A 14,745-nucleotide genomic window follows, 5' to 3' on the forward strand; every position below is an offset into this window, starting at 1 on the left:
ACGCCGACCCCACGACACTGTCACCCCCGCGACACAAAACGCCGCCCGGCTCTGGCGAGCGGGGCGGCGTTCAACGTTGTCGTGCAGACGTGCGGCTGGTTTGGTTAGCCGCGAGGTACGGGTGGGCCGAGCTGCAGCAACACAACGTAGGCAATCACGATGAGGGCGATGAGCAGCACGATGGCGAGCACGAGGTGACTGAGCACCCATGCCTGCACGTGTTCAATAAAACCCCGCGGAGCATCGCCACCGGGAGCTAGGCGCCATCCGCCAGCGAGCAGGCCTTTGCGGTCGGTGGCGATTTCAAAGGGCACCGTCGCGAATGGAATGACGGCGCTCACGAGGCCGAGTATACCTCGACCTACGCCCCACTTCTGGTTGACCCATACGAATACGGTGGTGACACCGTAGCACAGGAATACGAAGCCGTGGAGGCCGCCGGCGATGGAGACCAGGTCGGCGGTGTCGGTTGCGCGCAGGATGAGCGCGGTGATGAGGCCTGCCCAGGTGACGACCTCGGCGAAGGCGAATGTGCGAAACAGAATGCGCGGTGTCATGACTGTAAGATTACCGCGTTGCCCTGAAAACCCATGGTCAGAAGCATCATCCTTTAGTGTGATCTTCTTCACACCGCGTCTTTGTACCGTCTATGGTGGTAGTGGGTAAAACAAAGGGGCCGTCAGGACACGCTCACTCAATCGTGAACATCCTAACGACCCCTTCATTGAAAAGGTGTCCGGCGGTGACCTACTCTCCCACACCCTCCCGAGTGCAGTACCATCGGCGCAATCAGTCTTAGCTTCCGGGTTCGGAATGTGACCGGGCGTTTCCCTGATGCTATAACCACCGTAACGCTATCAACATACAAACCACACCCAAACCCTAGCCACCAGTGGTGTCTTGTTTGGGGGTGTGGCCGTCCGTTGGGAACCACAAAGTAGACGCGAACAATCGTTACACTAAAAATCTTATGCCCAACAAGTGGGAAGAAATCAAACCATCGGCTTATTAGTACCAGTCAGCTCCACCCGTTACCGGGCTTCCACATCTGGCCTATCAACCCAGTAATCTACTGGGAGCCTCACACACCAAATGGTGTACGGAAATCTCATCTCGAGGCCGGCTTCCCGCTTAGATGCTTTCAGCGGTTATCCATCCCAAACGTAGCCAACCAGCCATGCCCTTGGCAGAACAACTGGCACACCAGAGGTCTGTCCAACCCGGTCCTCTCGTACTAGGGTCAGATCCTCTCAAATTTCCAACGCGCGCAGAGGATAGGGACCGAACTGTCTCACGACGTTCTAAACCCAGCTCGCGTACCGCTTTAATGGGCGAACAGCCCAACCCTTGGGACCAACTCCAGCCCCAGGATGCGACGAGCCGACATCGAGGTGCCAAACCATGCCGTCGATATGGACTCTTGGGCAAGATCAGCCTGTTATCCCCGAGGTACCTTTTATCCGTTGAGCGACAGCGCTTCCACAAGCCACTGCCGGATCACTAGTCCCGACTTTCGTCCCTGCTCGACCTGTCAGTCTCACAGTCAAGCTCCCTTGTGCACTTACACTCGCCACCTGATTACCAACCAGGCTGAGGGAACCTTTGGGCGCCTCCGTTACTCTTTAGGAGGCAACCGCCCCAGTTAAACTACCCACCAGGCACTGTCCCAGAACCCGATCAGGGTCCATAGTTAGATATCCAATATGACCAGAGTGGTATTTCAACAACGACTCCACCATAACTAGCGTCACAGCTTCACAGTCTCCCACCTATCCTACACAGGCCACACCGAACACCAATACCAAGCTGTAGTAAAGGTCACGGGGTCTTTCCGTCCTTCTGCGCGTAACGAGCATCTTTACTCGTATTGCAATTTCGCCGAGTTCACGGTGGAGACAGCTGGGGAATCGTTACGCCATTCGTGCAGGTCGGAACTTACCCGACAAGGAATTTCGCTACCTTAGGATGGTTATAGTTACCACCGCCGTTTACTGGGGCTTAAATTCAAAGCTTCGAACCCAAAGGTCCTAACCTCTCCTCTTAACCTTCCAGCACCGGGCAGGCGTCAGTCCGTATACATCCACTTGCGTGTTAGCACGGACCTGTGTTTTTAGTAAACAGTCGTTCCCCACTGGTCTCTGCGGCCACCACACCCTTTCAACGTAAAGTCTAATAAGCGGATGGCCCCCCTTCTCCCGAAGTTACGGGGGCATTTTGCCGAGTTCCTTCACCATGATTATCTCGATCTCCTGAGTATTCTCTACCTGACCACCTGAGTCGGTTTGGGGTACGGGCAACAGCAAACCTCACGTCGATGCTTTTCTAGGCAGCATAGGATCACCTGCTTCCCCCAAAGGGTCCGCATCGTATCTCACCCTTCATGTCCCAAACTATTAATAAGGAACAGGCTACATACTTACACCGGGACAACCATCGCCCGGCACAGGCTACCTTCCTGCGTCACACCTCACGCTCACCACCCGAGCTTTGGGTTCGCAGCCACCACCCACACATCACCCGAAGGATCCATGCAAGCTTAGGTTTGCTTAGCACTACTCGTTAGGCCTTTGACGGTTTACCGCCGGTACGGGAATATCAACCCGTTGTCCATCGACTACGCCTGTCGGCCTCGCCTTAGGTCCCGACTTACCCAGGGAAGATTAGCTTGACCCTGGAACCCTTGGTCTTCCGGAGGACGGGTTTCTCACCCGTCTTTCGCTACTCATGCCTGCATTCTCACTCGTGTAGCCTCCACGGCTGGTTCACACCGCCGCTTCAATGGCCACACGACGCTCTCCTACCCATCCAACGGACTGAACCACAAAAGGCTTGTCTATACGTTAAATGCCACAACTTCGGTGGCGTGCTTGAGCCCCGTTACATTGTCGGCGCGGAATCACTTGACCAGTGAGCTATTACGCACTCTTTCAAGGGTGGCTGCTTCTAAGCCAACCTCCTGGTTGTCACAGCAACTCCACATCCTTTTCCACTTAGCACGCGCTTTGGGACCTTAGATGGTGATCTGGGTTGTTTCCCTCTCGACTATGAAGCTTATCCCCCACAGTCTCACTGCTGCGCTCTCACTTACCGGCATTCGGAGTTTAGCTGACGTCAGTAACCTTTTCGGGCCCATCGGCCATCCAGTAGCTCTACCTCCGGCAAGAAACACGCAACGCTGCACCTAAATGCATTTCGGAGAGAACCAGCTATCACGAAGTTTGATTGGCCTTTCACCCCTATCCACAGCTCATCCCCTCAGTTTTCAACCTAAGTGGGTTCGGTCCTCCACGCGCTCTTACACGCGCTTCAACCTGGCCATGGATAGATCACTTCGCTTCGGGTCTAGGACATGCGACTGAATCGCCCTATTCAGACTCGCTTTCGCTACGGCTACCCCACACGGGTTAACCTCGCCACATATCGCTAACTCGCAGGCTCATTCTTCAAAAGGCACGCCGTCACTAGAACAAGCTAGCTCCGACGGATTGTAAGCAAACGGTTTCAGGTACTATTTCACTCCCCTCCCGGGGTACTTTTCACCTTTCCCTCACGGTACTAGTCCGCTATCGGTCATCTGGAAGTATTTAGGCTTATCAGGTGGTCCTGACAGATTCACACGGGATTTCTCGGGCCCCGTGCTACTTGGGATACTCATCACGCGGTAAAACCATTTCGGATACGGGACTCTCACCCACTCCGGTCGACCATTCCAAGTCGTTCTCCTATAGCTTCACTCTCACGTTGACAGGCCGGCAGACCCATCCAACAAGTCCCACAACCCCGACCATGCAACCCCTGCCGGGTATCACACATGACCGGTTTAGCCTCATCCGGGTTCGCTCGCCACTACTACCGGAATCACTTTTGTTTTCTCTTCCTGGGGGTACTGAGATGTTTCACTTCCCCCCGTTCCCTCTACCCGCCCTATATATTCAGGCGGGAGTCACCAGGTACACAAGTGCCCTGGCGGGGTTTCCCCATTCGGAAATCCTCGAATCGCAGCCCGTTTATCGGCTCCCCGAGGCTTATCGCAGATTACTACGTCCTTCTTCGGCTCCAGATGCCAAGGCATCCACCGTTTGCTCTTAAAGATTTGAAATCACATAAGTATCAAAAAAATCACATTATAAATAATGCGACCAATGAAAAAAATTTAGTATCAACAACAACCCGTAGGTTGTTGTTAGATGCTCGCGTCCACTGTGTAGTTCTCAACGTACGGTCGATCCCAACCACGCCACCAACAAGTGCGACGCAGAAGGGCCCGAAGAAACCAAACACCCACCCCCATACAGGAGCAGCTGGCTGGGCCTTCAGGACCCAATAGTATGCACTGTCTTGAAACTAGAACCCACTCACCCACGCTTTCCAACCCTGCCCCGTAAAGGACCTGGCGTACTTGCACAGACGAGCAAATCAAAGTTTACTTTGTCGAATGTTCCACCCATGAGCGTTCAGCATCACACGTACGGTGATGTCCTGAACATTCTGCAACAACAATGTTGTTGAGTGCTCCTTAGAAAGGAGGTGATCCAGCCGCACCTTCCGGTACGGCTACCTTGTTACGACTTAGTCCTAATCACCAGTCCCACCTTCGACAGCTCCCTCCCACAAGGGGTTAGGCCACCGGCTTCGGGTGTTACCGACTTTCATGACTTGACGGGCGGTGTGTACAAGGCCCGGGAACGTATTCACCGCAGCGTTGCTGATCTGCGATTACTAGCGACTCCGACTTCATGGGGTCGAGTTGCAGACCCCAATCCGAACTGAGACCGGCTTTTTGGGATTCGCTCCACCTCGCGGTATCGCAGCCCATTGTACCGGCCATTGTAGCATGCGTGAAGCCCAAGACATAAGGGGCATGATGATTTGACGTCATCCCCACCTTCCTCCGTGTTGACCACGGCAGTATCCCATGAGTTCCCACCATTACGTGCTGGCAACATAGGACGAGGGTTGCGCTCGTTGCCGGACTTAACCGAACATCTCACGACACGAGCTGACGACAACCATGCACCACCTGTATAGAAGTGTCCAAAGAGTTGACGATCTCTCGCCCGTTCTTCTACATGTCAAGCCTTGGTAAGGTTCTTCGCGTTGCATCGAATTAATCCGCATGCTCCGCCGCTTGTGCGGGCCCCCGTCAATTCCTTTGAGTTTTAGCCTTGCGGCCGTACTCCCCAGGCGGGGAACTTAATGCGTTAGCTACGACACAGAACCCGTGGAACAGGCCCTACATCTAGTTCCCAACGTTTACGGCATGGACTACCAGGGTATCTAATCCTGTTCGCTCCCCATGCTTTCGCTCCTCAGCGTCAGTAGCGGCCCAGAGATCTGCCTTCGCCATCGGTGTTCCTCCTGATATCTGCGCATTCCACCGCTACACCAGGAATTCCAATCTCCCCTACCGCACTCTAGCCTGCCCGTACCCACTGCAAGCCCGAGGTTGAGCCTCGGGTTTTCACAGCAGACGCGACAAGCCGCCTACGAGCTCTTTACGCCCAATAATTCCGGACAACGCTTGCACCCTACGTATTACCGCGGCTGCTGGCACGTAGTTAGCCGGTGCTTTTTCTGCAGGTACCGTCACTTTCGCTTCTTCCCTACTAAAAGAGGTTTACAACCCGAAGGCCTTCATCCCTCACGCGGCGTTGCTGCATCAGGCTTGCGCCCATTGTGCAATATTCCCCACTGCTGCCTCCCGTAGGAGTCTGGGCCGTGTCTCAGTCCCAGTGTGGCCGATCACCCTCTCAGGCCGGCTACCCGTCGTCGCCTTGGTGAGCCATTACCTCACCAACAAGCTGATAGGCCGCGAGTCCATCCATCACCGATAAATCTTTCCCACAACTGACCATGCGGCCGCTGTGCATATCCAGTATTAGACACCGTTTCCAGTGCTTATCCCAGAGTGATGGGCAGGTTACTCACGTGTTACTCACCCGTTCGCCACTCATCCACCCCAGCAAGCTAGGGCTTCAGCGTTCGACTTGCATGTGTTAAGCACGCCGCCAGCGTTCGTCCTGAGCCAGGATCAAACTCTCCGTAAAAAATTACATGCCCCACCAGAAAACGGAAAAAGCTTCCCAGCAGAACGAGTTCAACCTGACAAAAACGAACATCATTACTGACGTTCATATAATTTGTCCAAAACAACCCCACCAATCCGAAGATCGGGAAGGGTTTAAATAAATTGGCATTTGACAATTTAAGTGCACACTATTGAGTTCTCAAGGACCAGACACTCCCCGTACCAGCCAAAGGCCTTCCGAAGAGCAACCTGTCTAACTTACCACAACTTCAAGTAAGTATTTGCGCAAGCTAATGAGCCGGACTGTTGTTCCGGCCCGGCAGCGTTGCAGTGACAAGAGATAACAATACGCAGATGCCAAGGTCAGGGCAACTTCAGGCCTCCACCGTGGCGTGTCGAACCGGTAAACCTATACAGGCAGCCAAATCTGGGTCGTCGCAAAGAATTAAGCGACCGACCAGACCCCCAGTTCATTGCCCGCTACATCGCGAAAGTGTGCACGGCGGCCGCCGGGGAATGCATAGGTGCCATTCGTAATGGTGCCGCCGGCTGCCACCACGGCAGCGACTGTACTGTCGAGGTCTTCGGCGTAGAGCAGCACGAGTGGCCCACCCGCGGTAGGAGTGGTGCCTGCGTCGAGCCCGCCGACCTCTCCCCCGCCCGCGGGGTCTTGGATACCTGCATACCCCGGCCCGTAATCGGTGAAGGCCCAACCGAACGCTTCTGCATAGAAGCGCTTGGCCGCCGCAATGTCGGGCGCACCCAACTCGATGTAGTCAAAGACACGGCGGTGTTGGCTCATGGTGTTGAGCCTACGCGGGGGCGGGGCGCACGGGAAGGGATCCGGAGCAGATTTATGCGCCCGCAGCCCGGGCCGCATTCGCGAGCTGCACGCGTGAGGCGACCCCGCTTTTGGCGTAGAGCGCACCTACGTGGGTTTTGATCGTTGTGACGCCTACCCCTAGGGCCCGCGCGATCGCCGGGTTGCTGAGCCCCTGCGCGACGAGGCCAAGCACCTCTCGTTCGCGTGCAGTGAGCGATTCGAGTGCAAGAGGTGAAGTGCCGGGCGGCGAGGTCTGGGGCTGCGCGGCATCGCTGGCAAGCGCGCGTGAGATCAGCCCCTCGGCAATTGCCGGGTCAATCACGCGGCGATCGGCCATCACGTGCCTGATGCTTTGCAGCATCTCAACCCCGCTGACGCTCTTGAGTAGGTATCCGCTCGCGCCGGCGGCCAACGCTCGCATGATGAGGTCATCGGCGTCAAAGGTCGTGAGCACGATCACGCGGGTCTGGGTCTCGGCCGTAATGCGTTCGGTGGCCCAGATGCCGTCTGTGCCAGGCATGCGCATGTCGACGAGCGCAATATCGGGGGCGTGTTTGTGGCACTGGGCCACCGCGTCGAATCCGTTGGTGGCCTCGGCCACAACCTCGATGCCGGCATCGGCGCTGAGGATCGCGGTGACCCCGCTGCGCACGGCTTCGTGGTCGTCGGCGACCACCACGCGAATGATCTCGGTCATCGGACTCCTTCTTCTGCCACTGTGGGCTCCGTTCCCGGCAGCGCTACGGTCGCGATCCAGGTGGCACTGTCTGTTTCTCGTCGGCTCTCGAGGCGGCCGCCGACCATCTCGAGCAGCGCGGCCGAGGCCCGCAGCCCGTGGCCGTTACCTGGGGCGGTGCGCGAGCCCCGCGCGATCTCATTGGTGAGGGAGATCCGTGTGTGTTCGGCCGCCAATTCCACGGTGACGTCGCCCGCGCCGTGTTTGGCCGCGTTGGCGAGGAGCTCTCGTAGCACGCGCAGCATCACGCCTCGGCGCGCAGCTGGCTCGGCCGCGAGGAGCGCATGCGTGCGGTCAAAATCACCCTCAGGCCACCGCAGATCTCGGTGCGCGGGCAGTACATCTGCGAGCGAATTGAGTTCGTTTGTCAGCTGATCCGGATCATTGGGGTGCTGCTCTGGAGCATCGAGCTCGAGCGACGCTGTGAGCACGGTGATGAGGCTGCGGAGCTCGCGGTGCGCGGCATCGGTGCCGTGCTTCGCGCGCTCGAGGCTTGCGGCGAGAGCATTGGCGGGCAGCACAGATCCTGCAGCGGCTGCAGGCGCGGTGGCCGTGGCGAGCTGCAGCTTCGCGGCTTCGATGTTGAGGCCGGCGACCGCGATCTGATTGGCGACGAGGTCGTGTAGATCGTGGGCGATGCGCTCGCGCATCTCAGTGGTCTGACGGGCGTGGGTGCGCACGAGGGCCGTGCGCGTGCGGGCCCGCTCGCTGCGCACGGCCCAGCCCCACGCCGCAGAGATCACCACCAGCAACCCCAACTGTACGACGACCGTGGGCACAGTCTGGCCCGCGGGCGACACGACCAGTAGACAGACAATGAGCAGCACCCCGAACGCGAGCGTCGCCCACAGTGCAATGCGCAGCCCGCGGTCGCTGCCGTACTTCACCGCGGCGTAGATCAGGTCACTCAAAATCAATACGACGCCGAGACTGCCACCAAACGACAGGTCGACCGCGGCGACGGCAGCCCCCAGCCCGAGGGCAAGGAACGGTCGCGTCGAACGCATCGTCGCGATCGCGGCCATGGCGAGCAAGGCCACCAAGAAAACAGTGCCGCGCGTACGAAATACCGCGAACTCAGCCCAGACCTGCAACATGCCCAGCTGTAAAATGGCGAGGCCGAGCATCAGCCACAGCACGGCGACGACCCCGTCGCGCGTGCGAGGGTGAGCGTTGAGTTGCTCCCAGCTGCGCGCGATCATGCCCCCATACTTGCAGAGTCTTTGCCCGTATCGGCTCATCCCCCGGGAGGAGATGGGGCGGCCCGCGGCAGGATCCGCGGCCACACAAACACGAGCACGCTGATATCCATGAGCATTATTGTGTGGGGCATCATCGCTTGCGAGGTCGGGTTTTGGGTGGTTATGTTGCTGGGGCTGGCGGCCCGGTACCTGCTACGTTTGCAACGACTATCGACCGCGCTGCTGCTGTCGGTGCCCGTGATCGACGTGCTACTCCTAACGCTGATCGCGTGGGATCTGCTGGCCAACCGGGCGGTCGCAGACTTTGCGCACGGCCTCGGCGCCGTGTATCTCGGGTTTACGGTGGCGTTTGGTCATCAGCTCATCTCGACCGTCGACGCCCACTTTGCGCACCGCTTCGGTGGCGGCCCCGCACCGACCAAACGACCCAAGACCGGGCCCGCACACGTGCGATATGAGTGGCAGCAGTGGCTGCGAGCGCTGCTCGCGGGCGCGATCGCAAGCCTGGTGCTGGGCGCCATCATCTTGCTGGTCGGTGACCCTGCCCGCACGGCCGAGCTTGCCAACTGGTATCCCCGCATCGGGTTGGTGCTGGTGATCTGGCTCATCACCGGGCCGCTGTGGGATCTCGTGGCCGACGTGTTTCGGTCGCGAGAGCCCAGCGAGCAGCTCTCATCGTAGGCGTGGTGGCCTCACAGGTACTCGCTTGCCGCCCGGCTGGTCAGCCGCTCTGCCGCTCAGCAGCTCAGCCGCTCAGCCCGCCGCGGGGCCGGTCTCAAGCTCGGCGCCCGATTCGAGCTCGGCGAACTTCGCCGCCATCGTGGGGTTGCCGCGCGTGAGCTTCTTGATCGTAAGGTCGTCTGCCTTGTCGTTTGCGAGCCGCAGGTTGTTCGCCGACTTGTGCAGCGCCTGCTTCACCTTCTCGAGATCCTTGATCGACTCGTCGATGCGCTTGACAGCCTCGTCGAAGCCTTCGGACGCGAGGCGCCAGTTGCGGCCAAATGCGCTCTTGAATGCTTCGAGGTTCTCTTCGAAGTTGGTGATGTCGACGTTCTGCGCGCGCACCTGCGCCAGCTCAGTCTTGTACTTCAGCGAGTTCATGGCGGCATCCCGCAGCAGCGAGATCATCTGCACGAAGAACTGCGGCCGAATGACGTACATCTTGGGGTATCGGTACGAGACGTCAACGATGCCCGTGTTGTACAGCTCGTTCTCGGGCTCGAGCAGCGACACCAAAATGGCGTACTCGCAGCCCTTCTCAGTGCGGTCTTTATCGAGCTCCTTGAAAAAGTCTTCGTTCTTCTTCTTGGTGGCCGTCGTATCGTTCTCGTTCTTCATCTCGAACATGATCGACACGAACTCGGTGCCGGCCGGGTCGAGGTCTTTGAAGATGTAGTCGCCCTTGCTGCCGGTGCGGGCGTCGTTGTCTTTCTCGAAGTAGGCGTTAGGGAAGGCGGTGGAGCGCAGCCGGTTGAACTCGATTTCGCAGTGCTGCTCGAGCGTCTCGCCCACCATTTTCGTGGAGAGCTTCGCCTTCATGTCTTTCAGACGCTCGATAGCGTCGTCGCGGTCTTTCAACTGCGTCTCGTACTTGTCTTTCATGGACTTCTCAGCGAGATCTTTCTCAAGCCCCGCACGTTCGAGGCTGCTCTGCAGCTCATCGCGCTGCTTTTCAACGATGCCCACGGCTTCGGTGAGCTCAAGCTTCTTGGCCATCTCGGCCGAAGCGATCTGAGCCTTCAGTTCGCGCACCTCGGCGGTGGCTTCGGCAGTCGTTTTCTGCAGTTCGGCCGCGAGCTTTGCCTCTGCCAGCTCAACAGCGGATCGCTTCTCTTGCTGTGCTTTCTCAAGATCGTTGCGCAGCGTATCGCGCTCTTTCTCGATCGCTCCGAGCGCCTCGGCCACGGCAAGCTTCTGGTTGGTCGCTCCGGCGTCGATCGTGGCCTGCAGCGCGGCTACCTCCGCCGCCTTCACAGCTACGGCCTCTTGTAATTCACTCTGCGCTTTCGCCGTTGCAAGCTCCAGGGCGTTCTTCTTTTCTTGGGCGGCGAGCTCGAGCCGCTCGTGCAGCTGGCTCTCGAATTCACTGTCACGCACCTGCTTCACGATGTCTGCGTAACCGGCCTCGTCGACGGTGAACGTTTTGCCGCAGTGCGGGCACTTGATCTCGTTCATGGGCGCGCTTCCTTCACTCGGTCAATGTATACGGGCTGTTGTCTGCTGCACCGCTACGCGCCACGCTCATCGGCGTAACGCGGGGCGATTTCTTCCATCTGGTCCATCACGAGCTCGATCGCTCCCACCTGCTTATCGGGTGGATACCGGTACTTCACGAGCAGCCGTTTAATGGCGGCTCGCAGCTTCGCCCGCACCTCGGTGCGCACGGTCCAGTCGGTGCGCACGTCTCGCCGCACGACCGCCACGAGTTCGCGCGCGATTGTGGCGAGCACCTGGTCGCCTTGGGTTTCACGGGCTGAATCGTTGCTGGCGATCGCGTCGAAGAAGGCGAGCTCGTCACGCGAGAGCGGCGGGTCAAAGCTCTCCCCGCGAGCTGCCTCGGCCACCACTTCTCGAGCGAGCTCGTACATCTCGGCAATCACCTGCGCAGCGGTGAGCTGCTGGTTGGTGTACCGGCGCATCACGTCGGCAATGCGAGAGGAGAAGGCCTGCTGCCACACAAGGTTGCCGCGGGAAATCTGGCGGCTCTCTGCCGTGAGCTGAGCCCGCAGCGCCTCAATGGCGAGCTGGGGGTTGCGCGCCTGCTGCGTGCGCGAGAGAGATTCTGCGCTCAGGTCATCGAGCGAGAGCTTAGGAATCCCGGCCGCTTCGTAGATGTCGATCACGTCACCCGATGCCGTGGACTCGGCCACGAGGCTGCGCAGCAACCGCTGCACCTCCTCAGGTACTGGCTCATCATCAGTCTGCCGCGCCAGAGCATCGTACTTTGCCATCCACACCCGCACCTCCTCGTAGAAGGAGATCTCGTCACGCAGCTCGTTCAGGTTCTCGGCCCCCGTGGCAAGCGCCCAGGCTCGCGCTAGCTTGCCGCTCAGCTCACGGAAGCGCGTTGCCGCGCTCGTGGTGCCATCACTCGCCATGCGCGCAGGATCGCGCAGGTGCTCGGTGGCCACGGTGGCTGCGGTGCTTTTAGCGCGGGGGTGGCCGGATCGCACGATTCGTTGCCAGTCGCAACCGACCAGCAGCGCTCGAATATCGTCGACCAACTGTTCGGTGAGCTGCATCGCTTCTTCGGTGTTGCGACCCACAGGTTTATTAGCCCGATCGGTATCGGTGTACTCAGCGAGCGCCGCAGTGAGGTTATCGACGAGCGGAGCGTAAGCCACAAGCAGCCCGTCTGCCTTACCGCGGAAGGTGCGGTTGACACGGGCCAATGTCTGCATCAGCAGCGCACCCTTGAGCGGACGGTCAAGGTACAGGGTGTGCAGTGGGGGCGCGTCGAAGCCGGTGAGCATCATGTCCTTGACGATCACGAGCTCGAGCTCGTCGTTAGGGTCTTTCAGCCGCGCCTTGATGCGCGCGTTCTCGGAATCGCGGCGCACGTGGGTTCTGATGAGGTCGGGGTCTGAGGGCGTACCCGAGTAGACGACCTTGATGCGGCCTGACATCGGATCATCGGAGTGCCACTCGGGGCGCAGCGTCACGATGGCATCGTAGAGTTTGGCACAGATCTCGCGAGTGCCGCCAACGACGAGCGCTTTACCTGGCCCCTCGATGAGGGGGGTCATTGCCGCACTCCGACGATCCCAGTGGGTGAGGATGTCTTTGGCGAGCGCCTCGATGCGCTCGGGGGCGCCGTAGACCGCGTTCATCACGGCCACCGATGCTTCGATTTTAGCGCGCTCGGTGTCGTCGAGCCCCAGCGTGGCTTCATCGGCCGCGGCGTCGATCTCGTCGACGGAGACCTCCTGGGCGAAGTCCACTTGGATGAGGCGTGGTTCGAACGAGACAGGTACGGTGGCACCGTCTTCCACGGCACGGCTGAGGTCGTAGATGTCAATGTAGTCACCGAACACGTCACGCGTATTACGCTCGGCGAACGAGATAGGGGTGCCCGTGAACGCGATGAGGGTTGCGTTGGGTAGCGCCCGCTTGAGATGGTGGGCGTACCCGTCGAGTGAGTCGTAGTGACTACGGTGTGCCTCATCAACGACCACGATGATATTGCGGCGGTCACTCAGGTGAGGGTGTTTCAGTCCCGAGTCCTTCTCGGCCTTGTTCAGGCCGAACTTCTGTAGCGTCGTAAAGAAAATACCGCCGGTAACGCGTGCCGCGAGTTCATCGCGCAGATCTTCACGGCTGCCCAGCTGGCGCGGGGACTCCGTAAGCAACTGGCTGCGATTGAAGGTTTCGTAAAGCTGGCCGTCGAGTTCGGTGCGGTCGGTGACGACCACCAGTGTCGGGTTGCGCAGTTTCTCGTGGCGGGCAACGAGACCAGCGTAGAGCTCCATCTCCATAGATTTACCCGAGCCCTGCGTGTGCCAAACGACAGCAGCCTTACCGTCGGAGTCCACGGCGTGCGCCGTTGCAGCGACGGCCTTGGTGACGGCGAAGTACTGGTGCGGTTTAGCGATGCGTTTCGCCAGGCCGTCTTCGCCTTGGTCGAACGCAGTGAAGTGTCGCGTGAGCGTCAGGAAGCGGGTCTGCTCGTAGAGCCCCAATACTGCGTCGTCAATGGGTTGCACATCGACCGGGTTGGGGTCGTCGAGCACGTGCTCGAGGCGAGGCTGGGCGAGCTTCTTGCCGTGGTCGTCGACGTTCCACGGCGAAAAGTGGTTGAGCGGCGTGAACGGAGTGCCATAGCGGGCATCGAGTCCGTCACTGGCGAGGTTGAAGACGCAGAATCGAAACGCGAGGGGGAACTCTTCTAGATAGGTGTGCAGTTGGGCGTGCGCTGCGGCCACCCCCGCATTGGCACCGGCCCGCTTCAGTTCGATGACGCTGAGCGGCAGGCCATTGACATAGAGCACCACGTCGAAGCGGCGATGAATGTCTCCCCGCCCCGGAACGTTCTGACGCAGTGTGACCTGGTTCACGGCGAGCCAGTCGTTGCGCTCGGGAACCGGGCTCAGTAACTGCAGCGTGGGATGCTGCGGGGTGCCGTCAACGTCGACGTAACTCATACGGTAACCGTCGACGAGCATGCGGTGCACACGTTCGTTCTCGGTGATAGCGTCTTGCGACGACGGCGTCGCAATCTCGATAGCTGCCTGCTGCAGGTACTCAGCGGGGATACCCGGGTTCAGGCGGCGTAGTGCTGCGATGAGGCGCGGCTGGATGAGTAGGTCGTCCCACTTTTCGCGTTCCCCCGTGCCGGGCGCGATCTCGCTGCCGGCTACGGCCCGCCACCCGAGTGGCTCGGCTAGTAGGTCGAGCACCCTGTCTTCCCAGTCAGCCTCGCTCGCGCGCATCATCGCGGCTCCTTCTCTCATGTGATTTTCGTGGCGTGTAGGGGAATGCGTAAAATCAGAACGATGCTGCCGGGTTTCAGTGCAGAGCTATGCCTCGGCAGGTTCTGATGTTTGGTGAGATGCTTCGACCCCGTCAGCTCGAACGAGACGTGCCAGTCGCGCTTTAGGCGCGGAGGTCGGAATCTCGGGTCGAGATTCGATCAGACCGAGCGCCCCAAGCGCAGCAGTTCTCGCAGTGAAGTACAGAAGGTTGAGGCTGGCAACGGAGTCAAGCTGCCTTTCGAAGGTAACAATCTCGGATTCCTCGAGAAGCGCTCCCGCGTTGTCCCCCTGAAGTACACCCGAGACATCGATATCTGCGGTGCCGTCACCTGTCGCGACATGCAAATGGGCCAGCAAGAACCGGTTGCCAGATTCATCGGGTTCTGGTGCATACCCGATGCTCCAGTCAACGTGTGGCTCGGCCGGCGCCGCTATCTCTACCTGGAGCGACATGATGAGTGGAGAGTCAACTGTCATTATCGATG

At 59.3% G+C, this 14,745-nt stretch carries 8 protein-coding genes and 3 rRNA genes; 1 reads left to right on the forward strand and 10 read right to left on the reverse strand.

Annotated features, from left to right (window positions below; translation table 11 throughout):
• Positions 1–104: 104 nt before the first annotated feature.
• The 7 genes from JOF28_RS07790 to JOF28_RS07820 form a co-directional block, all read right to left on the reverse strand.
• A complete protein-coding gene (locus tag JOF28_RS07790; protein WP_209705250.1) occupies positions 105–557 on the reverse strand; it encodes a DUF3817 domain-containing protein in 453 nt (150 codons plus the stop codon).
• Positions 558–734: 177 nt separating this feature from the next.
• Positions 735–851 (reverse strand): 5S ribosomal RNA (gene rrf, locus JOF28_RS07795).
• A 137-nt stretch (positions 852–988) separates the two neighbouring features.
• Positions 989–4,099, reverse strand: a 23S ribosomal RNA gene (locus JOF28_RS07800).
• A gap of 421 nt (positions 4,100–4,520) precedes the next feature.
• Positions 4,521–6,047 (reverse strand): 16S ribosomal RNA (locus tag JOF28_RS07805).
• The 16S, 23S and 5S rRNA genes sit together here, the layout of an rRNA operon.
• A 426-nt stretch (positions 6,048–6,473) precedes the next feature.
• Complete coding sequence (locus JOF28_RS07810) at positions 6,474–6,830, reverse strand: VOC family protein (protein WP_209705251.1); 357 nt, start codon at positions 6,828–6,830, stop codon at positions 6,474–6,476.
• A 52-nt stretch (positions 6,831–6,882) separates the two neighbouring features.
• Positions 6,883–7,548, reverse strand: a complete 666-nt coding sequence (locus tag JOF28_RS07815) for a response regulator (protein ID WP_209705252.1) — start codon at positions 7,546–7,548, stop codon at positions 6,883–6,885.
• A complete protein-coding gene (locus JOF28_RS07820) occupies positions 7,545–8,789 on the reverse strand; it encodes a sensor histidine kinase (RefSeq protein ID WP_209705253.1) in 1,245 nt (414 codons plus the stop codon). The genes JOF28_RS07815 and JOF28_RS07820 overlap by 4 nt, the downstream gene beginning before the upstream one ends.
• 108 nt (positions 8,790–8,897) lie before the next feature.
• Here JOF28_RS07820 and JOF28_RS07825 point away from each other — a divergent pair, with 108 nt between their 5' ends.
• Positions 8,898–9,470 carry a hypothetical protein gene (locus JOF28_RS07825; protein WP_209705254.1) on the forward strand — a complete coding sequence of 191 codons (573 nt, stop codon included), beginning with the start codon at positions 8,898–8,900 and terminating at the stop codon, positions 9,468–9,470.
• A gap of 72 nt (positions 9,471–9,542) precedes the next feature.
• Here the strand turns inward: JOF28_RS07825 and JOF28_RS07830 are convergent, their stop codons facing one another.
• The 3 genes from JOF28_RS07830 to JOF28_RS07840 form a co-directional block, all read right to left on the reverse strand.
• Positions 9,543–10,964 carry a DUF2130 domain-containing protein gene (locus JOF28_RS07830; protein ID WP_209705255.1) on the reverse strand — a complete coding sequence of 474 codons (1,422 nt, stop codon included), beginning with the start codon at positions 10,962–10,964 and terminating at the stop codon, positions 9,543–9,545.
• 53 nt (positions 10,965–11,017) lie between these two features.
• On the reverse strand, positions 11,018–14,218 hold the full coding sequence (locus JOF28_RS07835; RefSeq protein WP_209706909.1) for a type I restriction endonuclease subunit R: 3,201 nt from the start codon (positions 14,216–14,218) through the stop codon (positions 11,018–11,020).
• An 87-nt stretch (positions 14,219–14,305) separates the two neighbouring features.
• Positions 14,306–14,737, reverse strand: coding sequence for a hypothetical protein (locus JOF28_RS07840; RefSeq protein ID WP_209705256.1), 432 nt, complete (start codon positions 14,735–14,737; stop codon positions 14,306–14,308).
• Positions 14,738–14,745: the final 8 nt, after the last annotated feature.

Source organism: Leucobacter exalbidus (assembly GCF_017834145.1).
Classification (GTDB): Bacteria; Actinomycetota; Actinomycetes; order Actinomycetales; family Microbacteriaceae; genus Leucobacter; species Leucobacter exalbidus.